At 56.9% G+C, this 23,412-nt stretch carries 26 protein-coding genes and 2 pseudogenes; 11 read left to right on the forward strand and 17 right to left on the reverse strand.

Going from position 1 to position 23,412, the window contains the following annotated elements; genetic code table 11:
* Positions 1-15: 15 nt before the first annotated feature.
* Both ACL0K2_RS08720 and ACL0K2_RS08725 read left to right on the forward strand, forming a co-directional pair.
* Complete coding sequence (locus tag ACL0K2_RS08720) at positions 16-609, forward strand: phosphoheptose isomerase (RefSeq protein ID WP_025242888.1); 594 nt, start codon at positions 16-18, stop codon at positions 607-609.
* A complete protein-coding gene (locus tag ACL0K2_RS08725; protein WP_045163473.1) occupies positions 606-1,184 on the forward strand; it encodes a BON domain-containing protein in 579 nt (192 codons plus the stop codon). Before ACL0K2_RS08720 ends, ACL0K2_RS08725 begins: the two co-directional genes overlap by 4 nt.
* A 74-nt stretch (positions 1,185-1,258) precedes the next feature.
* Here ACL0K2_RS08725 and ACL0K2_RS08730 read toward each other — a convergent pair whose 3' ends face one another.
* From ACL0K2_RS08730 to rplM, 7 genes are all read right to left on the reverse strand, one after another.
* A complete protein-coding gene (locus ACL0K2_RS08730) occupies positions 1,259-1,675 on the reverse strand; it encodes a ClpXP protease specificity-enhancing factor (RefSeq protein ID WP_413044240.1) in 417 nt (138 codons plus the stop codon).
* Positions 1,676-1,687: 12 nt separating this feature from the next.
* Positions 1,688-2,305, reverse strand: a complete 618-nt coding sequence (locus ACL0K2_RS08735) for a glutathione S-transferase N-terminal domain-containing protein (RefSeq protein WP_045163475.1) — start codon at positions 2,303-2,305, stop codon at positions 1,688-1,690.
* Positions 2,306-2,393: 88 nt separating this feature from the next.
* Positions 2,394-3,203: a cytochrome c1 gene (locus ACL0K2_RS08740; protein ID WP_045163476.1), complete on the reverse strand. Its 810-nt coding sequence runs from the start codon at positions 3,201-3,203 to the stop codon at positions 2,394-2,396.
* Entirely contained in the window at positions 3,203-4,414 is a 1,212-nt protein-coding gene (locus tag ACL0K2_RS08745) for a cytochrome b (protein WP_045163477.1), read from the reverse strand. Before ACL0K2_RS08745 ends, ACL0K2_RS08740 begins: the two co-directional genes overlap by 1 nt.
* Positions 4,414-5,007 carry a ubiquinol-cytochrome c reductase iron-sulfur subunit gene (gene petA / locus ACL0K2_RS08750; protein ID WP_045163478.1) on the reverse strand — a complete coding sequence of 198 codons (594 nt, stop codon included), beginning with the start codon at positions 5,005-5,007 and terminating at the stop codon, positions 4,414-4,416. Before petA ends, ACL0K2_RS08745 begins: the two co-directional genes overlap by 1 nt.
* 251 nt (positions 5,008-5,258) lie before the next feature.
* Complete coding sequence (gene rpsI / locus ACL0K2_RS08755) at positions 5,259-5,651, reverse strand: 30S ribosomal protein S9 (RefSeq protein ID WP_021209313.1); 393 nt, start codon at positions 5,649-5,651, stop codon at positions 5,259-5,261.
* Between the two features lie 14 nt (positions 5,652-5,665).
* Complete coding sequence (rplM, locus tag ACL0K2_RS08760; protein WP_019342644.1) at positions 5,666-6,094, reverse strand: 50S ribosomal protein L13; 429 nt, start codon at positions 6,092-6,094, stop codon at positions 5,666-5,668.
* 384 nt (positions 6,095-6,478) lie between these two features.
* Here rplM and ACL0K2_RS08765 point away from each other — a divergent pair, with 384 nt between their 5' ends.
* Together ACL0K2_RS08765 and ACL0K2_RS08770 are read left to right on the forward strand one after the other, a co-directional pair.
* Entirely contained in the window at positions 6,479-7,516 is a 1,038-nt protein-coding gene (locus ACL0K2_RS08765; protein ID WP_045163479.1) for an NADP(H)-dependent aldo-keto reductase, read from the forward strand.
* Positions 7,517-7,622: 106 nt separating this feature from the next.
* Positions 7,623-8,315, forward strand: coding sequence for an energy-coupling factor ABC transporter permease (locus tag ACL0K2_RS08770; protein ID WP_045163480.1), 693 nt, complete (start codon positions 7,623-7,625; stop codon positions 8,313-8,315).
* 56 nt (positions 8,316-8,371) lie between these two features.
* Here ACL0K2_RS08770 and yacG read toward each other — a convergent pair whose 3' ends face one another.
* The 5 genes from yacG to pilB form a co-directional block, all read right to left on the reverse strand.
* The gene (gene yacG / locus ACL0K2_RS08775) at positions 8,372-8,569 is read right to left on the reverse strand and encodes a DNA gyrase inhibitor YacG (protein WP_045163481.1); all 198 of its coding nucleotides are present in this window, start codon (positions 8,567-8,569) and stop codon (positions 8,372-8,374) included.
* Positions 8,566-9,174 carry a dephospho-CoA kinase gene (gene coaE / locus ACL0K2_RS08780; RefSeq protein WP_045163482.1) on the reverse strand — a complete coding sequence of 203 codons (609 nt, stop codon included), beginning with the start codon at positions 9,172-9,174 and terminating at the stop codon, positions 8,566-8,568. Before coaE ends, yacG begins: the two co-directional genes overlap by 4 nt.
* A gap of 376 nt (positions 9,175-9,550) precedes the next feature.
* Positions 9,551-10,417 (reverse strand): prepilin peptidase, encoded by an 867-nt coding sequence (locus tag ACL0K2_RS08785; RefSeq protein WP_413044241.1) that lies wholly within the window; start codon positions 10,415-10,417, stop codon positions 9,551-9,553.
* A gap of 2 nt (positions 10,418-10,419) precedes the next feature.
* A complete protein-coding gene (locus tag ACL0K2_RS08790; protein WP_413044242.1) occupies positions 10,420-11,637 on the reverse strand; it encodes a type II secretion system F family protein in 1,218 nt (405 codons plus the stop codon).
* Position 11,638: 1 nt separating this feature from the next.
* Positions 11,639-13,342 carry a type IV-A pilus assembly ATPase PilB gene (gene pilB, locus ACL0K2_RS08795; protein ID WP_413044243.1) on the reverse strand — a complete coding sequence of 568 codons (1,704 nt, stop codon included), beginning with the start codon at positions 13,340-13,342 and terminating at the stop codon, positions 11,639-11,641.
* Between the two features lie 226 nt (positions 13,343-13,568).
* Between pilB and ACL0K2_RS08800 the strand changes: the two genes are divergently transcribed.
* The 5 genes from ACL0K2_RS08800 to ACL0K2_RS08820 all read left to right on the forward strand — a co-directional run bounded on the left by ACL0K2_RS08800 (position 13,569) and on the right by ACL0K2_RS08820 (position 17,062).
* A complete protein-coding gene (locus ACL0K2_RS08800) occupies positions 13,569-13,988 on the forward strand; it encodes a pilin (protein ID WP_255983138.1) in 420 nt (139 codons plus the stop codon).
* A 68-nt stretch (positions 13,989-14,056) separates the two neighbouring features.
* On the forward strand, positions 14,057-14,482 hold the full coding sequence (locus ACL0K2_RS08805) for a pilin (RefSeq protein WP_413044244.1): 426 nt from the start codon (positions 14,057-14,059) through the stop codon (positions 14,480-14,482).
* A 25-nt stretch (positions 14,483-14,507) separates the two neighbouring features.
* Entirely contained in the window at positions 14,508-15,899 is a 1,392-nt protein-coding gene (locus ACL0K2_RS08810) for an O-antigen ligase family protein (RefSeq protein WP_413044245.1), read from the forward strand.
* Between the two features lie 8 nt (positions 15,900-15,907).
* On the forward strand, positions 15,908-16,642 hold the full coding sequence (gene tfpZ, locus ACL0K2_RS08815) for a TfpX/TfpZ family type IV pilin accessory protein (RefSeq protein WP_413044246.1): 735 nt from the start codon (positions 15,908-15,910) through the stop codon (positions 16,640-16,642).
* 282 nt (positions 16,643-16,924) lie between these two features.
* Complete coding sequence (locus ACL0K2_RS08820) at positions 16,925-17,062, forward strand: YtoQ family protein (RefSeq protein WP_413044247.1); 138 nt, start codon at positions 16,925-16,927, stop codon at positions 17,060-17,062.
* Here the strand turns inward: ACL0K2_RS08820 and ACL0K2_RS08825 are convergent.
* Positions 17,047-17,316: pseudogene (locus ACL0K2_RS08825) on the reverse strand (TonB-dependent receptor plug domain-containing protein); the annotation flags it as partial. The gene ACL0K2_RS08820 and the pseudogene ACL0K2_RS08825 overlap by 16 nt on opposite strands.
* Before the next feature lies 1 nt (position 17,317).
* Between ACL0K2_RS08825 and ACL0K2_RS08830 the strand changes: the two are divergent.
* Positions 17,318-17,653 (forward strand): annotated as a pseudogene (locus ACL0K2_RS08830) (YtoQ family protein); the annotation flags it as partial.
* 119 nt (positions 17,654-17,772) lie between these two features.
* Here the strand turns inward: ACL0K2_RS08830 and cysN are convergent.
* The 4 genes from cysN to ACL0K2_RS08850 form a co-directional block, all read right to left on the reverse strand.
* Positions 17,773-19,671, reverse strand: coding sequence for a sulfate adenylyltransferase subunit CysN (gene cysN, locus ACL0K2_RS08835; RefSeq protein WP_239610521.1), 1,899 nt, complete (start codon positions 19,669-19,671; stop codon positions 17,773-17,775).
* Between the two features lie 75 nt (positions 19,672-19,746).
* Positions 19,747-20,091: a four helix bundle protein gene (locus tag ACL0K2_RS08840; protein ID WP_413044248.1), complete on the reverse strand. Its 345-nt coding sequence runs from the start codon at positions 20,089-20,091 to the stop codon at positions 19,747-19,749.
* Positions 20,092-20,147: 56 nt separating this feature from the next.
* Positions 20,148-21,065 (reverse strand): sulfate adenylyltransferase subunit CysD, encoded by a 918-nt coding sequence (gene cysD / locus ACL0K2_RS08845; RefSeq protein WP_239610520.1) that lies wholly within the window; start codon positions 21,063-21,065, stop codon positions 20,148-20,150.
* 175 nt (positions 21,066-21,240) lie between these two features.
* Complete coding sequence (locus tag ACL0K2_RS08850; protein ID WP_239610519.1) at positions 21,241-21,999, reverse strand: Nif3-like dinuclear metal center hexameric protein; 759 nt, start codon at positions 21,997-21,999, stop codon at positions 21,241-21,243.
* Between the two features lie 218 nt (positions 22,000-22,217).
* Between ACL0K2_RS08850 and algW the strand changes: the two genes are divergently transcribed.
* The gene (gene algW, locus ACL0K2_RS08855; protein ID WP_413044249.1) at positions 22,218-23,375 is read left to right on the forward strand and encodes a Do family serine endopeptidase AlgW; all 1,158 of its coding nucleotides are present in this window, start codon (positions 22,218-22,220) and stop codon (positions 23,373-23,375) included.
* Positions 23,376-23,412: the final 37 nt, after the last annotated feature.

A 23,412-nucleotide genomic window follows, 5' to 3' on the forward strand; every position in this document is an offset into this window, starting at 1 on the left:
GAAGGTTAAACACCGATGGATATGCAATCCCGTATACGTCAGCTTTTCCAGGCCAGCATCGAGACCAAGCAGAACGCCATGGAGGTGCTGGCGCCCAGCATCGAGCAGGCCGGACAAGTCATGGTCAATACGCTGCTCAGCGAAGGCAAGATCCTAACCTGCGGCAACGGCGGGTCGGCCGGCGACGCTCAGCATTTTTCTTCGGAGTTGCTCAACCGTTTCGAGCGGGAGCGCCCAAGCCTACCCGCGATCGCGCTGACGACAGACAGCTCAACGCTGACCTCAATCGCCAATGACTATAGCTACAACGAAGTCTTTTCCAAGCAGATCCGGGCGCTGGGTCAGCCTGGCGATGTGCTGCTGGCGATCTCCACCAGTGGCAACTCCGCCAACGTGATCCAAGCCATACAGGCCGCTCATGACCGTGAGATGGTTGTGGTCGCACTCACCGGCCGTGACGGCGGCGGCATGGCCTCACTGCTACTGCCTGAAGACGTCGAGATACGCGTCCCGGCGAAAGTGACCGCACGCATACAGGAAGTCCACCTACTGACCATCCATTGCCTATGCGATCTGATAGACAATCAACTGTTCGGGAGCGAAGAATGATTCCGGTTCACCTGCACGCGCTCACGCTTGCACTATGCCTGGCCGCCACTGGCTGCAGCTCGGTACTCACGGCCACCCGCGATGACCCCATCAACGACAACCGGGGAACCCGCACCATAGGCAGCACCATCGATGATTCCCTCATCGAAACGAAAGCATCCGTTAATATCGCCAAGGCCCATCCGGATCTGGGCCAGGCGTCGCATATCATAGTCGCCAGCTATAACGGGGTCGTGCTGTTGGCCGGTCAGACGCCGCGTCAGGAGCTGAAGCAACTGGCCGAACAGGCCGCCAGCTCAGTGCAGCGCGTTAAACGTGTACACAACGAGCTTCAGGTGCTCAAGCCCTCATCTGCCCTGGCTCGCAGCAATGATTCTTGGCTGACCACCAAAATCAAAACGCAGATGCTCGCCGACGCAAGCGTCCCCGGCTCACGCATCAAAGTCATTACCGAGAACGGTATCGTCTATCTGCTGGGTCTCGTCACCCGCCAGGAAGGCAATCGCGCCACGAGCGTGGTGCAAGGCGTTTCCGGCGTGCAACGCATTGTTAAGCTGTTTGAATACATCGATTAAGAGGCAGCCTCAAGGCCTCAATCCAGCCAGAGCGGAACCAACGAACCGCCTGCCGGCTGAATTGAGGCTCGCCGCTACTTCACGACTTTCAGGCTTGGACGTCCTGCCGAAGCAGGACGCGGCGATGCCTCACTTGAAGCAGCGGGCGAGTCGTCAGCGGGCGTACCGTCGTCAGGCGGAGTGGGCTCGATCTCAAACACCATTCCCTGCCCGTTTTCCCGCGCATAGATCGCCATGACAGCCGCAGATGGAACATGCAGGCTGTGGGGAACCCCACCGAAGCGACCTTCGAAACTGATCGATTGGTTGTCCATCTGCAGATGACGGACCGCGCTTGGCGCTACGTTCAGCACAATCTGACCATCACTGGCAAAACCATCGGGCACCCTAACGCTCGGATGCTCGACATTGACCAACAAATGCGGCGTGCAGTCATTGTCGACGATCCACTCATACAGCGCCCGAACCAGATAAGGACGGCTTGAAGTCATATACAGCCCCTCTTAGCGCATGCCGCGCTCAACGGCGGATAGACTGACCTGGAAGGCCTCGCGAGCAAAATTGGTCTCCATGTAATCGAGCAGCGGTTTCGCCGGCCGCGGCAGCTCTATTCCGAGTTTGGGCAAACGCCAAAGAATAGGCAACAGACAGCAATCTACCAAACTGATCTCATCACTCATGAAGAACGCCTTTTCGGCGAAGACAGGCGATACACCTGTAAGACTCTCGCGCAACTCCTTACGCGCCTGGATCCGCGCCGCATCGGGAGTACGTCGATCAGCGATCCGATCAACCAGCGCACACCAGTCCCGCTGAACCCTATGCACCAGCAGCCGGGTATTAGCCCTGGCCACCGGATACACTGGAAGCAACGGAGGGTGCGGATAACGCTCCTCCAAATACTCGGTGATCACGCTTGGCTCATACAGAGCCAGGTCACGATCCACCAGCGTCGGCACGCTGGCGTAGGGATTTACCTCGGTCAATCTGACCGGACAACGCGCCGGGTCGACATCGATTATCTCGACGCTGACGCCCTTCTCGGCCAGGACATAGCGCACACGGTGCGAATAATGGTCGGCGGGATCGGAATAACAGGCCAACCGATTGGTAGCGGCCATTGGGTCCCTCCTCATTGGAATTATGACGCTGCAGAAAAAAGCACGCGCCCATAAGGGCGCGCGCAGGGTACCGCAAAACGGCGTGGGATCAGTGAACGTCTTTCCAGTATTCACGCTTCAGCAGGTAGGCGAATACGAAGAAGAACGCCAGGAACAGCAGCACATAGGTACCGATGCGCTGGCTTTCCAGCTTGACCGGATTGGCCGAGTAGGCCAGGAAGGTCACCAGGTTCTTGATCTTCTCGTCGTACTCCGCCTCGGTCAGCTCACCAGTGCCTGGCACTATCGTCATCGCATGACAATCTTCATGCGTGATCGGCGTCCCGGTCAGCGGATCGAATTGCTTGCGTCCATCTTCGACGACCTGAACCTGCTTACATGCTACCGACTCACCTTCCGGCAGCTTGCTCGGCAGCACTTGACGGCCCTGCAGCGGCGCCAGCACATGCGGCATGCCTACGTTAGGGAACACGGTGTTGTTCACTCCATAAGGACGTGTAGGATCCTCATAGAAGCTGCGCAGGTATGTGTACAACCAGTCGTTTCCACGCACGCGCGCCACCAGGGTCAGATCTGGAGGGGCCGCCCCGAACCAGGTCTTGGCATCTTCCGGCTTCATGCCGATCTTCATGTGATCGCCGATCTTGGCATCACTGAAAACGATGTTATCGAGCATGACTTCTTCTGGAATACCCAAGTCCGTCGCCACACGCTCATAACGCTGGTACTGGGCGCTGTGACAACCCATGCAATAGTTGGCGAACGTTTTCAGGCCATCTTGCAGGGCCACCTTGTCGGTCAGGTCGATGTCGACCTTATCCAGGTGTACGCCACCACCAGCGGCGAACCCGAACGCTGGCACCAGCGCAAGAATTAATGCAGCAAATTGCTTTTTCATCAGCCATCCACCCTTTGCGGAACTACTTTGGTCTTCTCGAGCTTGGTGTAGAACGGCATCAGGATGAAGTAACCGAAGTAGATAGCAGTACAGATCCGAGATACCAACGTGCGCTCAGGCGTAGGAGAAAGCACACCTAGCACGCCAAGGATGACGAAGGAAATACAGAACAACACTAGCGCGATCTTGCTCATCCAGCCCTTGTAGCGCATGGACTTGACCGGGCTACGGTCCAACCAAGGCAGCACGAACAGAACAGCGATTGCAGCACCCATGGCGATAACGCCAAGTAGCTTGTCCGGCACCGCCCGAAGGATTGCGTAGTAAGGCGTGAAGTACCAAACCGGCGCAATGTGCTCAGGAGTCTTAAACGCGTTCGCCACTTCGAAGTTCGGCTTCTCAAGGAAATAGCCGCCCATCTCCGGGAAAAAGAACACGATGGCGCAGAAGACGAAGAGGAACACCACTACACCCACGATGTCCTTCACCGTGTAGTACGGATGGAAGGGGATACCATCAAGCGGTACGCCAGCCTCGTCCTTTGACTTCTTGATGTCGACACCCATCGGGTTGTTCGAACCCACTTCGTGCAAAGCCAGGATATGCAGAACGACCAAACCGAGAATGACGATCGGCAGAGCGATGACGTGCAGCGCGAAGAAGCGGTTCAACGTGATACCTGAAATCAGGTAATCACCGCGAATCCACTGGGTTAGATCACCACCGATGACCGGTATCGCACCGAACAAGGAGATGATCACCTGAGCGCCCCAGTACGACATCTGCCCCCATGGCAGTAAGTAGCCCATAAAGGCTTCAGCCATCAACGCCAGATAGATCATCATGCCGAAGATCCACACCAGCTCACGAGGTTTCTGATATGAGCCGTACAGAATGCCGCGGAACATATGCAGATATACGACGACGAAGAACGCAGAAGCGCCAGTGGAGTGCAGATAGCGGATTATCCAGCCGTACTCGACGTCCCGCATGATGTATTCGACAGAAGCGAATGCCCCCTCAGCGGAGGGCTCGAAACTCATTGTCAGCCAGATACCGGTAAGGATCTGATTGACTAGCACCAACAAGGCCAGCGAGCCAAAGAAGTACAGAACGTTGAAGTTCTTCGGTGCGTAGTACTTGCTCAGATGGTCTTCCCACATCTTGGTCGCGGGGAAGCGCGCATCGACCCATTCCATGAACTTGCTCATCACGCGTTCTCCTGATCCACGCCGATGACCACCAAAGAGTCGGTCTCGTACGAATGAGGGGGAACCGGCAGGTTCAAGGGAGCAGGTTGCCCCTTGTAGACGCGGCCAGCCATGTCATATTTCGAACCATGGCAAGGGCAGAAGTAGCCCCCAAGCCAATCTGCACCCAAATCGGGCGCCGCTACTTCAGGACGGAAGGACGGAGAGCAACCAAGATGCGTGCACAATCCAACCAGAATTAGCACCTCCGGCTTGATCGAGCGCACCACCGGATCCACGTACGCCGGCTGCTCGGATGCTTCGGACTTCGGATCAGCGACCGTATCGGTGAGCTTGTCCAGATTGGCCAGGGCCTCCTCGGTACGACGCACAATGAACACCGGCTGACCACGCCACTCGGCAACCATCTGCTGGCCTGGCTCGATCTTGCTGATATTTACCTTAACCGGTGCACCGGCTGCCTTGGCCTTGGCACTCGGGAACCACGATCCCACGAACGGGACCGCGGCACCCACCGCTCCTGCAGCTCCTACTACCGAAGTAGCGGCTACGAGGAAGCGACGCCGGCCAGCATTCACGCCGTCATTGCTCATTCAGTCGTCTCCCATCAGTTTCTTATGGCCTACCGAAAGCAGGCGTCTACTACGTAAAACAGCCGCGAAAAAATTCGCCAAATGGTAAAGAAAAGCCCCTCGCATGACAAGGTAATAACCGGATACACCCCAGCGCTAAGCCCCGAAAACAGGGGCTTCCTAAACGCGACACGCTGTCGCACGGATAAAAACCAGCCCATAAAAAAACGCCCAGCTTCGAATAAAGCTGGGCGTTTTTTTGTGAAGCGGGATTAGCGCTTCGAGTACTGCGGACGCTTACGCGCCTTACGCAGACCAACCTTCTTACGTTCAACTTCGCGAGCATCGCGAGTAACGAAGCCAGCCTTGCGCAGAGCAGGACGTAGTGTCTCGTCATATTCCATCAGGGCACGAGTGATACCGTGACGGATCGCACCCGCCTGACCGCTCACTCCACCACCGAGAACAGTGACATAGATATCGAACTTCTCGACAGTCTCGGTCAGTTCCAGAGGCTGACGAACCACCATGCGAGCGGTTTCACGCCCGAAGAAGTTATCCAGCTCGCGGTTGTTGATGGAAATTTTGCCAGTACCCGGGCGCAGGAATACGCGCGCGGTTGCAGTCTTGCGACGGCCAGTGCCGTAGTTTTGAGTCGCCGACATAATGAACTATTCCGTTAAATCTTCAGTTCTTGGGGCTGCTGAGCGGTATGCGGGTGATTGGCACCCTTGTACACCTTCAGCTTACGATACATGTCGCGACCCAGCGGGTTCTTAGGCAGCATGCCCTTGACCGCGGTCTCGATCACACGCTCTGGCGCCTTGGCGATCAGCTTCTCGAAGTTGATCGACTTGATGCCACCCGGGAAACCGGAGTGAGAGTAGTACATCTTGTCGGTGGTCTTCGCACCGGTAACACGCACTTGCTCGGCGTTGATAACGACGATGTAATCACCGGTATCGACGTGAGGGGTGTATTCCGCCTTGTGCTTGCCACGCAGGCGGCTAGCGATTTCGGTTGCCAGACGACCCAGGGTCTGGCCGGCAGCGTCGACGACGAACCAGTCGCGCTTGACGGTTTCCGGTTTAGCAGTAAAAGTCTTCATTCGTTATAGCCTCAGGGGCCGCCCTGAAAATAAGACGGCGAATCTTACTGAATGGTGCTCGCCCTGGCAAGGCCAGGACAGCCGGAAACAGACGCTATCGGGGGCTCGGGTCAGCGCGTCCGCTACGGCAGTGTTCGGTAGGCTAGGCATCCCCTACCTTGGTTTTGCGTCAGCGGGCTAGGCATCCCCGGCGACAGGCTGCGGAATTATCCGGATTACCAGCGAAATAGCAAGCACGATGAACGATGAATCGTCCAAGGATTTCGCCTCCACTGCCGCGAGGGCATAATCGAGCGCCACGCTCGGCTCTAGGCATGGCCGAAACGAAACTTCTCGACCTGTCTCACAATCCGATCCTCAACCCCAACTTACGAAGGATATTGCATGGAACGGCGCCAACTCGGCCGCACTGAATTGAAAGTCAGCTCGCTGTGCCTGGGCAGCATGACCTGGGGCGAGCAAAATAATCAGGATCAGGCGTTCGCGCAGCTTGATCGCGCCAAGGCCGCAGGCATCAACTTCATCGATACCGCCGAAATGTATCCGGTGCCACCGCGCGCGGAGACCTACGCCACTACAGAGCGCTACATCGGCAACTACTTTAAGGCCCGTGGAAACCGTGCGGACTGGATACTGGCCAGCAAAATTGCCGGGCCTGGCAACGGTATCAGCCACATCCGTGACGGCCAGTTGAAAATGAACCGCAAGCATATTGTCGCAGCGCTGGACGCGAGCCTGCAGCGCCTGCAGACGGACTGGATCGACCTATATCAATTGCATTGGCCGGAACGCACCACCAACTTCTTCGGCCAGCTCGGCTACCGTCACCAAGAGCAGGATTTTACGCCGTTCGAGGAAACCCTTGAGGCGCTCGATGAGCAGGTAAAGGCTGGAAAAATCCGCCACATCGGGCTCTCGAACGAAACCCCATGGGGCACCATGAAGTTTTTGCAGCTTGCAGAATCCAGAGGCTGGCCGCGCGCCGTTTCCATCCAGAATCCTTATAACCTTCTCAACCGATCCTTCGAGGTCGGCCTGGCCGAAATCGCCATTCGCGAGCAGTGTGGTCTGCTGGCGTATTCACCGCTAGCCTTCGGCATGCTCAGTGGCAAATACGAGCAAGGAGCGCGGCCGGCCGGCGCGCGAATCACGCTGTTCAGCCGCTTTGCACGCTACCTAAATCCCCAGGCGCAAACGGCCTGCTCTCGCTATGTAGCGCTGGCACGGCAACATAACCTGGATCCGGCCCAGATGGCCTTGGCATACGTGACCCAGCAGCCCTTCGTTACCAGTAATATCATTGGCGCCACTTCACTCGAACAACTGGATAGCAACATCGCCAGCATCGAGCTGCGACTGCCAGTCGAGATACTCGAAGCCATAGAAGCTATTCACACCGAGCAACCCAACCCCGCCCCTTGAGTAACCCCGGAGCAACCGTTCGCATGTAGTGCGGAGGTCGAATTAGCGCCCGCAGCGGCGCCACCATGACCGCCAGAAGTCAACCCCGCCGCGAGGAGACTTGAAAATGATCGCCGCAGAACTGCTCGCCTCCTCCAGCTTACTGCTAGGCTGGTTGCTCTATGGAGCCGGATTGGCCCTGGCCTGCTTGCGGGCACCCTGGGTGGAGCTGTTCAGCGACAGCCGTCGTCAGCATCTGTTGTTCGGCGCGATATTGGCGATCTTCCTGCTTTGGCTGGTTCGCCGGGACTTCGACTCCGGGCTGTCCTTCCATTTCATCGGATTGACGGCTGTTACGCTGCTACTAGACTGGCCACTGGCGATTCTGGCCGCTTTTGTCGCCCAGCTTGGCCTGACCATAACCGGCCACCAACAGCTCGAAGCCCTCGGCCTGAACGGCGTACTGCTCGTGCTGATACCGGTTACGGTGACAGAGCTCTGTGCGATTGCAGTCGAACGCACTCAGCCGCGCAACCTCTTCGTCTACATCTTCTTTTCCGGATTCTTTGCAGCCGGCCTCGCGGCGCTTCTCTGCATACTGGCCGGACTGGGGGTTCTGCTGGCTGACGGTCGCTATCCGATGCCACCCTGGTTGGACGACTTCGCAGGCTATATCTGGCTGGTGATGTTTCCCGAGGCGTTCATCAACGGAACCGTCGTTAGCGCACTGGTCGTGTTCTATCCAGATTGGATGGAAACGTTCAATCGCAGCCGCTATTTGCAGGCGCCCTGGAAGGACGACAACAACAAACAGGCTTGAGCTGACCAGATACTGCAACCAGCCAGAATGGCAACCCGCCCTGCCAGGCGCCTCGCTCAGTGTTGGCGCGGCGGCTTATCCTCGGAAAACAAATCATCTTCAAGGTCATTGCCTGGAATCGCATGCTCTTCCGAAGCCCAGGCGCCGAGATCGATCAATTTGCAGCGCTCCGAACAGAACGGCCGACTCGGGCTTTTCACGCTCCACTCAACCGGCGCGCCACAAGTCGGGCATTCGACAACCGTACTACTCATTCCTGACCTCCTCGTAGCGTCAGATAGAAATTATGCAGACGCTCCACCTCGTTTCTTAACCACGCCATATCGCGATCGTTGACCAGCACATCGTCGGCGTGCTGCAAGCGCTCTTCGCGACTGGCTTGGACCTTGAGAATGGCCCGAATCTGCGCCTCGCTGGACTGATCACGCCGGACAGCACGCTCCAACTGCAATGCTTCAGGCACGTCGACCAGCAGCACGCGATCGACCTGGCGATACTGACCGGACTCCACCAGTAGCGGAGAGACCATGATGGCGTAAGGAGAGGTGGCCCGCGCGAGATGCTCAGCGACTTCCTGACGAATCAGCGGATGCAGTAGCGCCTCAAGCCACTTGCGTTGTTCCGGCTCGCGGAACACCAGCTCGCGCAGCACTGCCCGGTCCAGACTGCCATCAGCGGCCAGAACGGTCTCGCCAAAACGTCCGGCGATCTCCCTCAGCGCAGGTCTGCCGGGCTCAACGACCCAGCGCGCAGCCTGATCGGCATCGACCCAATGCACGCCGAGCCTGCCGAACTCGTCCACCACAGCGCTCTTGCCGCTGCCAATGCCCCCCGTTAAACCAAGCACCCAAGGCTTCATCACGTACCGCCCAAACCCGGAAAACGACGCGCAGTAGTAACGCCTGAAAAGCGAGGATGCAAGCGCAAGGGTCACACACGCCCGATTCAGCGACCAACATCGGCCCACCTCGGGGCGATGCTTCTGGCTTTGTGGGGAACTTGCCCCGGAGCGAAGCTCTTTGGCTTTCTGGTGGGGGCCCGCCCTCGGGGAGAAGCTCTTGGCTTCCTTGTTAGAGGCCCGCCCCGGGGCGAAGCCTTTGGCTTTATTGTGGGAGGCCCGACCCGGAGCGAAGCTCTGAACTGCGCACCGGCAGAAAACCCGCGCGCCGCGGGACGCGCCTCCCGCGAAAAGCAGTGGGCGCGGGACTTGATTTCGTTTTGTAGGATATCCCCTTTCAGAGCCTGGCGAACTGCAGATAACTCGAGGTGATCTGATCCCCCCAAAGCAAGGCGATCCAGCCGGCGATCGCCAGGTAGGGCCCAAAAGGAATGGCCGTACCACTATCCGCCTTTTGCATGCGCAGCATGATGGTACCCAGCACTGCGCCCACTACAGATGACAGTAGGATGGTCAGCGGCAAAACCTGCCAGCCGCCCCACGCTCCCAGCATCGCCAGTAGCTTGAAATCGCCGTAGCCCATGCCCTCCTTGCCAGTCACCAGTTTGAACAGCCAGTACACCGACCAAAGACTGAGATATCCGGCAATCGCCCCCCAAAGCGCGTCAGGCAACGTAGCGAACAGCCCGAACTGATTGACGATCAACCCCATCCAAAGCAGCGGCAGCACGATGGAATCAGGCAGCAGCTGGTGATCGACGTCGATCATGCTCATCGCCAGCAACCCCCAGGTCAACAGCAACATCGCACCAGCCTGCCAGGAAAAACCGAAGTGCCAGGCGACATAGGCGGACAACAGCCCACAGAGCAGTTCGATAAGCGGGTAGCGACTACTGATTGGTGCCCTACACGAGGAGCATTTGCCGCGCAGCGCCAGCCAACTCACCAACGGGATGTTCTCCCACGGACGAATCTCGTGATCGCAATGGGGGCAATGGGAATTTGGAAGGATCAGATTAAACGTCGTGACTGACTCGGCAGGTAAATCAAGAAACTCTCGAGCCTGAGCGCGCCAATCCCGCTGCATCATGATCGGCAGGCGGTGTATGACGACGTTGAGGAAACTGCCGACCAATAGGCCGAGTACCAGTGCACATAAAACAAAGGCCAGCGGGTTGCTGGCCAGGAATTCAACGACATTCATTCTTAAACTACAGAGCCCAACTGGAAGATTGGCAGGTACATCGCGATGATCAAACCACCTACTAGCACACCCAAAACCGCCATGATCATCGGCTCCATTAGAGCTGTTAGCCCATCAACCATATTGTCGACTTCGTCTTCGTAAAATGTTGCCACCTTGGCCAGCATTTCATCCAGCGAGCCAGACTCTTCGCCAATAGCCGTCATCTGGATGGCCATACTTGGAAACGTACCGGTCGTACGCATCGAGAAGTTAAGCTGCATACCGCTGGAAACATCGCTCTTGACCTTCATCGTGGCGTTGCGGAAAACCACGTTACCGGTTGCACCCGCGACCGAATCCAGTGCATCGACCAACGGCACACCGGCGGCAAAGGTTGTTGCCAACGTACGAGCGAAGCGCGCTACCGCCGACTTGTACAGGATATCGCCGACTACCGGGACCTTCAGTAAAACTCGATCGAACCAGTTTCGGAACCGCTCAGATTTACTGTGCGCCGCCTTGAAGGCATAGGCAGCACCAAACAAGCCAAATAGCAGAAAATACCACCACTCTTGCAGCATCTCTGACAGCCCAATGACCATCAAGGTAAACGCTGGCAGCTCCGCACCGAAGTTTGCGAACACATCTTGAAATTGCGGGACAACCTTGATCAAGAGGATCGCCGAAACAATGATAGCCACCAGCACGACCGCAACGGGGTAGTTCATGGCCTTCTTAATCTTTGCTTTCAGCGCCTCGGTTTTTTCCTTGTAGGTCGCGACCCGGTCCAAAAGAGTATCCAATGAGCCTGACTGTTCGCCCGAATCGACCAGGTTGCAATAGAGATCATCGAAGTACTGGGGCTTCTTACGCAGTGCCGTGGCAAAGCTGTTACCCGCGGCGACTTCCTGCTTGAGATCGTCCACGAGCTTACGCATGTTCGGGTTATCAAAACCCTCCCCGATGATGTCGAACGATTGCAACAGCGGAACACCGGCTTTCATCATTGTCGCCATTTGACGCGTGAACAAGGCGATGTCCATCGGCTTGATTTTTTTGCCAGCGCTGAAGAACGACACCGACTTCTTACGCACCTTCTGAGGATTGACACCCTGCTTGCGCAGTTGCGCTTTGACCAAGGCGGGGCTCACGCCGCTCAGCTCCCCCTTGATCTTCGCTCCCTGTTTGTTGGTGCCTTCCCAGACGAATACACTGGTTTTTATCGCTTTCTGCGCCATGTTAATCCTTGGTCACCCGGTTGACTTCTTCCAGGCTGGTCACGCCCTGCATGGCCTTGACCAAGGCCGAGGTTCGCAGATCGTTGAAGCCGTCTTTGCGCATCTGGGTGGAAATGTCGATGGAGTTGCCGTCCTCCATGATAATCCTGGCCAAGGCAGGCGTGTTTTTAACCACTTCATAAATACCGACACGACCTTTGTATCCTCCCTTGCAGTTTTCGCAACCCACCGGCCCGTAAACTTTGAAGGTGCCGATCTTATCGGCAGGGAAGCCCTCCTCCATTAATGCCTCGCGCGGCAACTCGACTTCTTTCTTGCAGCTGTTACAGAGCTTGCGCGCAAGGCGCTGGGCGATAATCAGGTTTACCGAGGTGGCGATATTGAAAGCCGCAACGCCCATGTTGCGTAGCCGCGTCAGCGTTTCCGCTGCGCTGTTGGTGTGCAGCGTCGACATCACCATATGCCCGGTCTGCGCGGCTTTGATGGCAATTTCGGCGGTTTCCAAGTCCCGGATCTCCCCCACCATGATGATGTCAGGGTCCTGGCGCAGAAATGCACGCAGCGCCTGCGAGAAGTCCATGCCCTGACGGGGATTGACGTTGACCTGATTGATCCCCTCAAGGTTGATCTCCACAGGGTCTTCCGCCGTGGAGATATTCACGTCTACCGTGTTAAGAATATTCAAGCCGGTGTAAAGCGAAACGGTCTTTCCCGATCCGGTCGGCCCGGTTACCAGAATCATGCCCTGTGGTTGCTTGAGCGCATTCATATACAGCTCTTTCTGATCCTCCTCATAACCCAGCGCATCGATGCCCATTTGTGCACTAGACGGATCGAGAATCCGCATGACTATCTTCTCACCCCAGAGGGTCGGCAATGTGTTGACGCGGAAGTCGATGGCCTTGGTCTTGGACAGCTTCATCTTGATCCGGCCGTCCTGCGGTTTACGCCGCTCGGATATATCGAGGCCAGCCATGACCTTCAAGCGCGCCGATATACGCGGCGCCAGCTGAATCGGAGGGCGGGCCACTTCGTGAAGAATGCCATCCGTACGGAGCCGTACCCGAAAAGCCTTTTCATAAGGCTCGAAGTGCAGGTCGGATGAGCCGCCTCGAATAGCGTCGAGCAGCATCTTGTTGACGAAGCGCACGACGGGCGCATCATCGGCAGCCTCGATCGTATCGTCGTTTGCGCCATCATCCGATACGGTCTGGACGTCAACGCCGTCCAGATCTACATCTCCCAGATCCTCTAGCCCGGAAGTCGAGCTCTCGAAAAATTTGTCGATGGCCTGCCCAAGCTTGTCATCCTCGACCAAGATTGCCTCGGCCGTAAGCCCGGTACTGAACTGAATATCCGTTACAGCCTGCTGGTTAGTCGGATCCGATACAGCCACGAACAGCTTGTGCCCACGCTTTAGCAGCGGCAATACGCGATGTTGGCGCGCCAGCTTTTCAGAAACCACGTCTTTTAGCTGGCTTTCCTTATCCAGCGCGTTGAGATCCATATATGCGACACCAAACTGTTCAGCTGCCAGTTCAGCTACCGCCCGGCCATTGGCGAGTTTGTTCTGCACGACATAGGTCACCAGCGACAGCTTGCTGCGTGCCGCTTGCTGTTGCGCTTGTTGCGCAGTCTTGTTGTCGAGCAGGCCGGTTAGCACCATCTGCTTCGCCAGGCCGGAAAGGGCAACGTTGTCGGTCATGGGCATGGTTCTTCTGGATTAATGCCCGCCTTATAACGCAGATAGCCAGGCGTGCCAAACGGCGTCGTCACAGGTGACGAAATTTGTCAGAAGCGCGCGAATCCAGGCAGCGTGCATGGTTCACATCGCGTCGCAGAGCCACGCAAGCCGTGGGCTGACAAAGTTGGCACGCCGGCTGCAGAAGGGATAGCAGGCTCAACTGCCTGACCATTTCAAGGAGATACACATGAAAGCTCAGATGCAAAAAGGTTTTACTCTGATTGAATTGATGATCGTTGTGGCGATCATCGGCATTCTGGCTGCAATTGCGCTGCCGGCCTATCAGGACTACACCGTACGCTCCAACGCCGCCGCTGCCCTGGCCGAAATCACCCCCGGCAAGATCGGCTTTGAGCAGGCGATCAACGAGGGTAAAACTCCGTCGCTTACTTCTACTGACGAAGGCTACATTGGTATCACCAGCTCGACTTCTTACTGTACCGTAGCGCTGGATACTGCTGCGGATGGTCACATCCAGTGTACTGCCAAAGGCGGCAATGCTGGCAAGTTTGATACCAAAACAATTACGCTTAATCGTACCGCTGACGGCGAGTGGAGCTGCGCCAGTACCCTTGACGCCAAATACAAGCCAGGCAAGTGTTCCTAATCGAGCCTAAGAAAAAAGAGCGGCTTTGACCGCTCTTTTTTTTCGTCTGCTTTTTACTTGGAGAAAATATGAGGTTTGTGAAAATGTCGTGCCGCGGCTTTTCTCTGATTGAGTTGATGATCGTGATAGCTATTATCGGAATTCTTGCGGCCATCGCGTTTCCCGCCTATCAGAACCACACCGTGCGTTCGACAGCCGCTGCCGCCCTGGCCGAAATCACTCCAGCAAAGGCCGCCTTCGAGCAGGCCATCAGCGAAGGCCATACCCCTTCACTTGTTTCCAGTCTGCCGGGCTTTATCGGCATCGGCGCGAGCACCAGCTACTGCACAGTAACTCTCATTGCCGCGGCACCGGGATCAATCACCTGCACCACCCAGAACGGCATGCCAGGGCGGTTCAACGGAAAAATTATCTCCCTCACCCGCACGGCGGAGGGCTTGTGGGGCTGCACCAGCGACCTGGACAGCCAGTATAAGCCAGGGAAATGCCTCTAAACCCTCTGCTAATGAGCTTCACCAGATGTTCTTCTTGAAAGATAAAGAAATGCTTATCACGGCATTTTTTCTATTTGTTTTTTCAAGCACCAGCGTCAGTTATTGGCTGCTTGATTACAGCTGGCTTGAGCAGCAACGAATCACTCAACTACTGCTCGTGACCGCCGCCTCAGCGGCACTTCTGCTGGGTTACATACGCTACCCTGGCGTCTTTCCTGCACCCAGCAATATCGTTTTGTTAGCGTTTATCTTGGGTTTGAATTCCGCACTCTTATCTCAATACCCGCAATGGGCATTTAAGGAGTGGGCAAAATATGCAGCCAGCCTGGCATTGATGATTTATCTCGGCCATGTTCTTCGCCAAATGGCCGCTCAGCAAGTGGTGCTATTCCTCCTGCTAACCACGTCAGTACTGTTGGCAGTTCAATTTTTTGCTTTTTACCTGGCCTCTTTTTTTACCGGAACACGCGACGTTAACCCCTATTTGATGTATCCAGGCTTTGATAATCCGCGCTTCTACGGCCAGTTCCAAATAATGCTTATTCCTATTCTGCACGGTCTGTCATTCCAGCAGGGCTGGCACAAGAAGCTGTTCAACCAGAACATCATCTATCTAGCTCTTTTATTGCAGTGGTGTATTGTCTGGGCCCTGGCTGGGCGGGGCGTGGTACTCGGTCTCTGCACTGCGTGTGCGATCACGTTACTGGCTACCGGAGCTCGCTACAAGGCCTTGCTGCTGCAGGTTCTGGTATTCACCGTGGCCGGTGCAGCACTTTATTTTGTGCTTTTTTTCTGCATTCCCGAGTGGGCGGGGCTGGCCAGAGACGTGCCTTCCGGGTTGAGGTTTGGTCTTTCTAAGCGAGATGTTCTATGGCAGGGCGCATGGGAAATGATACAGACCCACCCGTTGTTAGGTGTCGGGCCGTTGCACTACTCGGCTGTGTGGAACCACATCGGCGCACATCCACATCAGGCGACCTTGCAGTTTCTTGCTGAATGGGGCATTCCTGCAACGTTACTATTCATGTTCAGCATAATGGCCGGCATGTTGCGAGGGATGAATAGGATTCGTAACAACACAAATTTACTTGATGCCGCGTTATGGATGGCTCTGCTGGCTTCATTAACGCTTGCTCAGGTTGATGGTGTATTTGCCATGCCCTATTCAGAAGGCTGGCTGGCGATTCTTGTCGGGCTGGCCCTGGCACGCTGGGGAAGCCCTGCAAGTACTACCGCCATAGCCTGCTCGATACGACGTGGAATTTTCTCCATACTTTTGCTGCTGTCCATAGCCGTCATTGTGCGCATCTTAATTGTGGATGCTCCGCTGTTGCATGAAACATCCATAAAGTTTTATGAAGAACACAATATAGGCAGCCCGCCTAGGTTCTGGGACCAGGGCTGGATTCCGATGTGAGGCTCTGTATGTCTAATCCACGTTTCAAGGCTTTTTCTATTCACTTGCTGCTCTCTGCCTGCTTAGCACTGGCGGTTCTTTGCCTGGTGTTCTTTATCTGGTACCCCAGCCCGCTACACACTGCGATGGGCGTGACCAAGATATTTGTTATGCTGATAGGCATTGATATGGTTCTTGGCCCTTGCCTAACTCTTCTGGTGTACAAACAGGGCAAGAAAACCTTGGTCATGGATCTCTCGATAATTTGTGTGCTGCAATTTGGCGCGCTGTTGTACGGGCTACATGCTGTGGCCGATGGTCGACCTGCATGGCTGGTTTTCGCTGACGATCGCTTCCATCTCGTGCGCGCCAATGAAATTGACGAGCGCAAATTGGATAAGGCAAAAATGGAATACCGAAACCCTTCTTGGGTGGGACCGAAGTGGGTCTCGGTGCTGGAACCCGAAAGGGCCGAGGAAAGAAGCGATTTGCTATTTGAGTCTGTTTTGGCAGGTGTCGATATTTCACAGCGCCCCAATCTTTACCATTCGCTGAGCATTGTCAAACCCGCTGTGCAGAAAGCAGGAAAACCTTTGACGTTACTTGAGAAATACAATTCCCCAGAGGCTGTCGAGGTCATTATCGAAAACTACCCTAAGGCAAGCGCCTGGCTGCCCTTAAAGACCAACCAACAAGACATGGTGGTATTGGTTAAAAATAGTGGCGAAGTTATCGCTATTGTCAACGCTCAACCATGGAATTAGGCGGCGGGTTGCCCCCACCCTAAGCCTTGCGTAATGCTTATTTGGGCACGCTCGCTACATGACAGATATTCCGCCCATTCTTGGCTTTACGTTCTTTAAAAGCGGCCGATGAGCCAGCGCACGGGTAGTAAACAAACCACCAAAGGAGCACCGCAATTTGATCGGAGCGGATATCAAGACCGTTCAGTGCGGAGGACCTATCGGAATGCCATATTTCGAACCAAGAAAGTCAGAAATGCTTGCGCCTGACTTGTTAACCTCCAGGCAGCGAAAGTATTGGACATGAATAAGCGGAGGAACTCTGAGTTTTACGTTTACCTATTCGGCGAAATCCACACCGACTGGCGTGACGAGATCAAGCGTGGCGCTGCTGCCGGCGAGCTAGACGTGGTCTTCACGTCCGCCGGCATGTTGGGATAGCCGCGGTTGATGGCAAAGCCATTGCGGTAGAACTCTTGGGAGTTGAAGCCTCGCACTAGAAACTCGGTCAGCCCCTGGCCGCCGAAGTTGTTGCCCCGCTCGACACCACCCGCATAGTCCAGCGCATCCTCGAGCCACGTCGCGCCGATATCTTGCACCATCTGTGCAGGCAAAACACTAATCGACTGCGGAATTTAATGGATGGGCGTGTCGGTCCGCGTGGCACTGACCGAGCGGGTGGCGCGATAGCCCTCCGTAACCGATCATGAGGCAAGCGATGCGGCCGGGGACAGCCTCGGTGCCGAGCCCAATGGCTTCTGGCGCGACCATAAGTCGTCCAAGGTCAATGCGATCAAGACGCTGATCCACCAAGCCGATCTGTTGGTGGTGCGCTTCGGCGACAAGTACAAGCAATGGAACGCCGCATTCGACGCCGGTTACTGCGCAGCTCCGGGCAAGCCTTATGTGGCGCTCCATGGCGACGACATCGTGCATCCACTGAAGGAAGTCGACGCAGCCGCCATGGCTTGGGCTACTACCACGGAGCAAGTGGTGGAGATTTTACGTACGTGGGTCGCGACTGATAGCTAGCGATATCGGCAAGGTTGATTGCCTGCATTCGCCGCGAGGGCGCGCCTCCTACACAAGCAAAGCAACCGTTATAAACAAAACGCCCTGCATCCGCAGGGCGTTTTTGTTACCGCGACGTCTTAGATCGCGCCGCGCTTACGCAGCAGATCGATGACCTGCTTGGCACCCTCTTCCACCGTCAACGACTCGGTATCGATCACCAGGTCCGCATTGCCCGGCACGTCGTACGGGAAGGATTCACCCGGAATGTTATCCCCACCGGCCGCGTACAGTCCCTGCGGATCGCGCTGCTGGCAGGCTTGCGGGGAGGCTTGCATGTAGACGGTAATGGTTCGATCGGCTCCGATCAGCCCCTTGGCCTGCTCGCGCCCTTCTGCATCCGGTGCGACAAAAGCTGCCAATGTAATCAGGCCCGCCTCGTTGAACTGGCGCGCTACATGCGCGGCCCGACGCCAGTTTTCGGTACGGCCCGCACGATCCTGCGGCAGACCTTTGTTCAGGTCATGGCGCAGGTTCTGGCCGTCAAGAACATAGACCGCTCGGCCCATATCGAACAGCTTGCGCTCCACCGCGTAGGCCAGTGTGCTCTTACCCGCGCCTGAAAGGCCGGTGAACAGCACGGTCGCAGGCTGCTGACCAAAGCGACTCGCACGCTCTTCAGTGGAGACATGCGCCAGTGCACCGTGGTGTCCTGATGAGCCTTGAACAACCGGATCGGCAATGATCATGCCCGCACCCACGGTGCCGTTGGTGAGGCGATCGATGACGATGAACGAGCCGGTGGTGCGGTTCTGCGCATAACCATCCAAGGCAATCGGGGCGTCCAGGCTGACCTTGACCCGGCCAATCTCGTTGAGCTGCAAACTGCTGGCCGCGCCATGCTCCAAGGTATTCACGTCAACCCGATGGGTAATGCTGGCAATCGAACCCGGCACGTAGCTGGTAGCACGTTTGATGTCGTACTTCTTGCCCGGCAGCATCGGCTCATCGGCCATCCATACCAACATGGCGTCGAAGCTATCGACGATGCGGGGCTGATTGTCAGCATGGACCAGCATGTCGCCACGCGACACGTCAATTTCGTCTTCCAAGGTCAGAGTAATGGCCTCGCCCGGCGTGGCCTGTGCCAGCTCACCATCGAAGGTGACGATGGATTTGACCTTGCTGCGCTTGCCGGATGGCAGAACCACCACCTCGTCGCCCTTGCGCACGACACCGCTGGCGAGTGTGCCGGCGAAGCCGCGGAAGTTGAGGTTGGGCCGGTTGACGTACTGCACCGGGAAGCGCAGATCGTCGAAGTTGCGATCGCCGGCGATCTCAACGCTCTCGAGAATTTCCATCAGCGACTGGCCTTCGTACCAGGGCGCACGCTCGGAGCGATTGACCACGTTATCGCCCTTGAGCGCCGACATCGGCACGAAGTGCAAGGACGTCGGTTGCAGCTCGATGCGTTCGGCAAAGGCCAGGTAGTCGGCCTTGATGCGCTCGAAAACGGACTGATCGAAGTCCATCAGGTCCATCTTGTTGATGGCCACGACGATGTGCTTGATGCCCAGCAGTGAAGTGATAAAGCTGTGGCGCTTGGTCTGGGTCTGCACGCCATAGCGGGCGTCGACCAGGATGATCGCCAGGTCGCAGGTAGAGGCGCCGGTCGCCATGTTGCGCGTGTACTGCTCATGGCCGGGGGTGTCGGCGATGATGAACTTGCGCTTGGCGGTGGAGAAGTAACGGTAGGCGACATCGATGGTGATGCCCTGCTCGCGCTCGGCTTGCAGGCCGTCGACCAGCAGTGCCAGGTCGACGTCATCGCCCGTGGTGCCGGATTTTTTCGAATCACGGGTAATCGCTTCGAGGTGATCTTCATAGATCATCTTCGAGTCGTGCAGCAGCCGCCCGATCAGGGTGCTCTTGCCGTCGTCGACGTTGCCGCAAGTGAGGAAGCGCAGCAGCTCTTTGCGTTCGTGCTGGGCCAGGTACGCGAGGATGTCGGCGGAAATCAAGTCGGATTGGTGGCTCATTGCATTCTCCGAGCTGGAAGCTGGAAGCTGGAAGCTGGAAGTAACAGCCCCTCACACCAGCAGCGTGCTCTGCTATCAGTCGTTACGAATGGTTTGAATTAAGCTGGACAGCATGGCGGCGATTTCTCGGGTCTCCTGAATGCTCGGCTTCGCAAACTCTTCGGATACGAAGCCTGCCTCCCGACCAATATAAAGTTGCGTTCGAAGCTCCGCACAGGAGCCTTTGGCGATCAGCAGAAAGCGCACCTTTTCTCTCATACCTTCCCGGCTCATGCCTTCGGCGATGTTGCTTGGGATGGATAAGCCCGAACGCGTAACTTGGTCTTTGAACCCGCGCTCGCGAGAGTCGGTTAGCTGTCGATACAGATTGACGGACAGCCTTGCCGATCTCTTCCACACGTCCAGATTCTCAAAATTCATGCAGCGCTCCTTGCTGCTCTCGCTTCAAGCTTCCGGCTTCAAGCTTTCAGCTGCGTTTAGAAATAGCCCTGACGTTTCTTTTCTTCCATCGAACCTGCGCCATCGTGATCGATGACGCGGCCCTGACGTTCGGAAGTACGCGTCAGGAGCATTTCCTGGATGATCTCCGGCAATGTCGAGGCCGTGGACTCCACCGCGCCGGTCAGCGGGTAGCAACCGAGGGTACGGAAGCGAACCATGCGCTTTTCGATACGCGCCTTTTCCTCGTCGGTGAGGTGTTCGAGGATCCGCTCGTCGTCGATCATGATCAGGGTGCCGTTTTTCTCGATGACCTCGCGTTCGGCAGCGAAGTACAGCGGCACGATCGGAATCTGTTCCAGGTAGATGTACTGCCAGATGTCCAGCTCGGTCCAGTTCGACAGCGGGAAGACCCGAATGGATTCGCCCTTCTTCACCTTGCCGTTGTAGACGTTCCACAACTCGGGGCGCTGGTTCTTCGGATCCCAACGATGCTTGCTGTCGCGGAAGGAGTACACACGCTCCTTGGCACGGGATTTCTCTTCGTCACGCCGGGCGCCGCCGAAGGCTGCATCGAAGCCATGTTTGTCGAGCGCCTGTTTCAGGCCCTCGGTTTTCATGATGTCGGTGTGCTTGGCGCTGCCATGAGTGAACGGATTTATATTCTGCGCGACACCGTCTGGGTTGATGTGCGTGATCAGATCCAGATCCATCTCGGTGACCATCTTCTCGCGGAAGCGGTACATTTCTTGAAATTTCCAGCGAGTGTCGACATGCATCACCGGGAACGGCAACCGGCCAGGGAAAAACGCCTTGCGTGCCAGATGCAGCATCACGGCCGAATCCTTGCCGATGGAATAGAGCATCACCGGGTTGTCGAATTCGGCGGCCACCTCACGGATGATGTGGATGCTTTCCGCCTCCAGCTGTTTCAGATGCGTCAGTTTGTCGACCATGGCTACTCACGAATTTGCAGGTGGACGGCCGGCACGGCCGGAACGAGGGCGCAACTTTAACACGGCACAAACTTCTAATCAGGTCGTCTGTTAGATCTAAATGATCTAGGTTTATGCCGGCGAATCCGCGCCCCATTCCTCATGGAACGCGGTCCAGGACAATCGGCATCGCCGGTCAGGCCGGGTTTGGGCAATCGATGAATAGATGCTCGATGGCAAATCGTTTCGCCAGATACTCGCCAAGCGCCTGGACCCCGTAGCGCTCCGTGGCGTGGTGGCCGGCGGCGAAAAAGCTCAGTCCGTTTTCCCGCGCGATGTGCACCGTGGGCTCTGAAACCTCTCCCGTTAGATAGGCATCGACACCAGCCGTCACGGCTTGATCGATATAACCCTGGGCACCGCCTGTACACCAGGCAATCCGCCTGATCGGTTCTGCCCCTTCGATCATCAGCGGTTCGCGCCCGAGCGCCGATTCTACCCGACGCATGAAGTCGGCAGGGGCGAGCGGCGAATCGAGGGAGCCGACAAGGCCAACCGAGCGGGGGTTGTCAGGCTCCAGAGGCCCCTCCACGGTCAGCCCGAGCATCTTCGCCAACTGCACGTTATTGCCGACCTCTGGATGCACATCGAGAGGCAGATGGTAGGCAAGTAGGCTGATGTCGTGGCTGAGTAGCGTCTTCAGTCGGCGCTGCTTGATGCCCACGACGCGTGGGTCCTCGTTCTTCCAGAAATAGCCGTGGTGCACCAGCACCACGTCGGCCTGCGCCTCAACCGCCGCATCGAGCAACGCCTGGCTGGCGGTTACGCCGCTGACGATGCGGCGCACCTGCGGCCGCCCTTCCACTTGCAGGCCGTTGGGGCAATAGTCGGAGATCTTGGCGGCGCTCAGGTAGCGATCAGCCTCTTCGACCAGCGTAATTAGCGCAACGGCCATGCGGAAAGTCCTCGTAAAGAAAATTGATTAATCAACGCTGGCTATCGAAGGCGAAAGACCGTACAGGTGCCCATCTGCAAAACGACATGGCTAACCGCTTCGCCAATCCGCACAGATTCACTATCGGCAAGGCTGCAATTCGCCGCCAGCTTCGTATAATGCCGCCACCTTAAGGGGGCGCTATAGCCCTCCGCAACCTGTCCGGATTTTCAATCGCGATGATCAATGCCCTGCGTTTTTTTGGCTGGCCGTTGCTGGTAGGCCTGCTAGTGGCCCTGCTGATCATTCAGCGCTACCCGCATCTGGTGGGCCTTAGCGACGAGCCGGAATATAAGCTGCAGCAAACGCCGCTGGTGGGCATACCGCAGCAAGGCCCCTACTCTTATGCCAACGCGGTCAGCAGTGCAGCGCCGGCGGTCGCCAATCTCTACACCACTAAGGTGATCGACAGCTCCAGCCAGCCACCGATGCTCAAGGACGATCCACTGTTCCGGAGATTTTACGGCGATAACCTGCCGCGGCAGCGCCGCATGGAGTCGAGCCTGGGCTCAGCGGTGATCATGAGCCCAGAGGGCTATCTGCTGACCAACAACCACGTCACGGCCAACGCCGAGCAGATCGTCGTGGCCTTGCGAGATGGTCGGGAAACGCTTGCGCGGGTGATCGGCAGCGACCCCGAGACGGATCTTGCGGTGCTGAAGATCGATCTGGCGGATCTTCCGGCGATTACCATCGGCCGCTCCGACGGTATCCGCATTGGCGACGTGACGCTGGCGATCGGCAATCCGTTCGGGGTAGGTCAAACCGTGACCATGGGCATCATCAGCGCCACAGGGCGCAACCAGCTGGGCCTTAATACCTACGAGGACTTCATCCAGACCGACGCAGCCATCAACCGGGGCAATTCAGGTGGCGCGCTGGTCGACACCGCGGGGCACCTGATCGGCATCAACACGGCGATCATCTCCGAATCCGGCGGCTCGCAGGGCATCGGTTTCGCGATTCCGGTGAAGCTTGCGATGGAAGTGATGAAATCCATTGTCGAGCATGGCCAGGTGATTCGCGGTTGGCTCGGCGTGGAGGTGCAATCCCTTACCCCTGAATTGGCGGAGTCGTTCGGCCAGGCCGGACGGCCGGGAATCGTCGTAGCAGGGGTTTATCGCGATGGTCCAGCAGAACGCGCCGGGCTGCTGCCAGGAGACCTGATTCTCAGCATCGATGGACAGCAAGCTGTCGACGGCCGCAGTTCGATGAACCAGGTCGCCCGCGCGCGCCCTGGCGACGACATCGACATCGATATCCTGCGCAACGGCAAGCCAATGACGCTGACCGCCGAGGTCGGGATGCGGCCGTTGGTAGAAAAGAGTCCTCAATAGATCGCAAGCAATCTTACGTTGCTTGCGATCGGGACGA

This window comes from Pseudomonas sp. YJ42, assembly GCF_047225135.1.
Taxonomy (GTDB): domain Bacteria; phylum Pseudomonadota; class Gammaproteobacteria; order Pseudomonadales; family Pseudomonadaceae; genus Stutzerimonas; species Stutzerimonas stutzeri_E.

Bases quoted from the DNA above. Each gene is read 5' to 3' on its own strand.
- ACL0K2_RS08720 (WP_025242888.1), top strand. From the start codon at position 16: ATGGATATGCAATCCCGTATACGTCAGCTTTTCCAGGCCAGCATCGAG.
- ACL0K2_RS08725 (WP_045163473.1), top strand. From the start codon at position 606: ATGATTCCGGTTCACCTGCACGCGCTCACGCTTGCACTATGCCTGGCC.
- ACL0K2_RS08730 (WP_413044240.1), bottom strand. From the start codon at position 1,675: ATGACTTCAAGCCGTCCTTATCTGGTTCGGGCGCTGTATGAGTGGATC.
- ACL0K2_RS08735 (WP_045163475.1), bottom strand. From the start codon at position 2,305: ATGGCCGCTACCAATCGGTTGGCCTGTTATTCCGATCCCGCCGACCAT.
- ACL0K2_RS08740 (WP_045163476.1), bottom strand. From the start codon at position 3,203: ATGAAAAAGCAATTTGCTGCATTAATTCTTGCGCTGGTGCCAGCGTTC.
- ACL0K2_RS08745 (WP_045163477.1), bottom strand. From the start codon at position 4,414: ATGAGCAAGTTCATGGAATGGGTCGATGCGCGCTTCCCCGCGACCAAG.
- petA (WP_045163478.1), bottom strand. From the start codon at position 5,007: ATGAGCAATGACGGCGTGAATGCTGGCCGGCGTCGCTTCCTCGTAGCC.
- rpsI (WP_021209313.1), bottom strand. From the start codon at position 5,651: ATGTCGGCGACTCAAAACTACGGCACTGGCCGTCGCAAGACTGCAACC.
- rplM (WP_019342644.1), bottom strand. From the start codon at position 6,094: ATGAAGACTTTTACTGCTAAACCGGAAACCGTCAAGCGCGACTGGTTC.
- ACL0K2_RS08765 (WP_045163479.1), top strand. From the start codon at position 6,479: ATGGAACGGCGCCAACTCGGCCGCACTGAATTGAAAGTCAGCTCGCTG.
- ACL0K2_RS08770 (WP_045163480.1), top strand. From the start codon at position 7,623: ATGATCGCCGCAGAACTGCTCGCCTCCTCCAGCTTACTGCTAGGCTGG.
- yacG (WP_045163481.1), bottom strand. From the start codon at position 8,569: ATGAGTAGTACGGTTGTCGAATGCCCGACTTGTGGCGCGCCGGTTGAG.
- coaE (WP_045163482.1), bottom strand. From the start codon at position 9,174: ATGAAGCCTTGGGTGCTTGGTTTAACGGGGGGCATTGGCAGCGGCAAG.
- ACL0K2_RS08785 (WP_413044241.1), bottom strand. From the start codon at position 10,417: ATGAATGTCGTTGAATTCCTGGCCAGCAACCCGCTGGCCTTTGTTTTA.
- ACL0K2_RS08790 (WP_413044242.1), bottom strand. From the start codon at position 11,637: ATGGCGCAGAAAGCGATAAAAACCAGTGTATTCGTCTGGGAAGGCACC.
- pilB (WP_413044243.1), bottom strand. From the start codon at position 13,342: ATGACCGACAACGTTGCCCTTTCCGGCCTGGCGAAGCAGATGGTGCTA.
- ACL0K2_RS08800 (WP_255983138.1), top strand. From the start codon at position 13,569: ATGAAAGCTCAGATGCAAAAAGGTTTTACTCTGATTGAATTGATGATC.
- ACL0K2_RS08805 (WP_413044244.1), top strand. From the start codon at position 14,057: ATGAGGTTTGTGAAAATGTCGTGCCGCGGCTTTTCTCTGATTGAGTTG.
- ACL0K2_RS08810 (WP_413044245.1), top strand. From the start codon at position 14,508: ATGTTCTTCTTGAAAGATAAAGAAATGCTTATCACGGCATTTTTTCTA.
- tfpZ (WP_413044246.1), top strand. From the start codon at position 15,908: ATGTCTAATCCACGTTTCAAGGCTTTTTCTATTCACTTGCTGCTCTCT.
- ACL0K2_RS08820 (WP_413044247.1), top strand. From the start codon at position 16,925: ATGAATAAGCGGAGGAACTCTGAGTTTTACGTTTACCTATTCGGCGAA.
- cysN (WP_239610521.1), bottom strand. From the start codon at position 19,671: ATGAGCCACCAATCCGACTTGATTTCCGCCGACATCCTCGCGTACCTG.
- ACL0K2_RS08840 (WP_413044248.1), bottom strand. From the start codon at position 20,091: ATGAATTTTGAGAATCTGGACGTGTGGAAGAGATCGGCAAGGCTGTCC.
- cysD (WP_239610520.1), bottom strand. From the start codon at position 21,065: ATGGTCGACAAACTGACGCATCTGAAACAGCTGGAGGCGGAAAGCATC.
- ACL0K2_RS08850 (WP_239610519.1), bottom strand. From the start codon at position 21,999: ATGGCCGTTGCGCTAATTACGCTGGTCGAAGAGGCTGATCGCTACCTG.
- algW (WP_413044249.1), top strand. From the start codon at position 22,218: ATGATCAATGCCCTGCGTTTTTTTGGCTGGCCGTTGCTGGTAGGCCTG.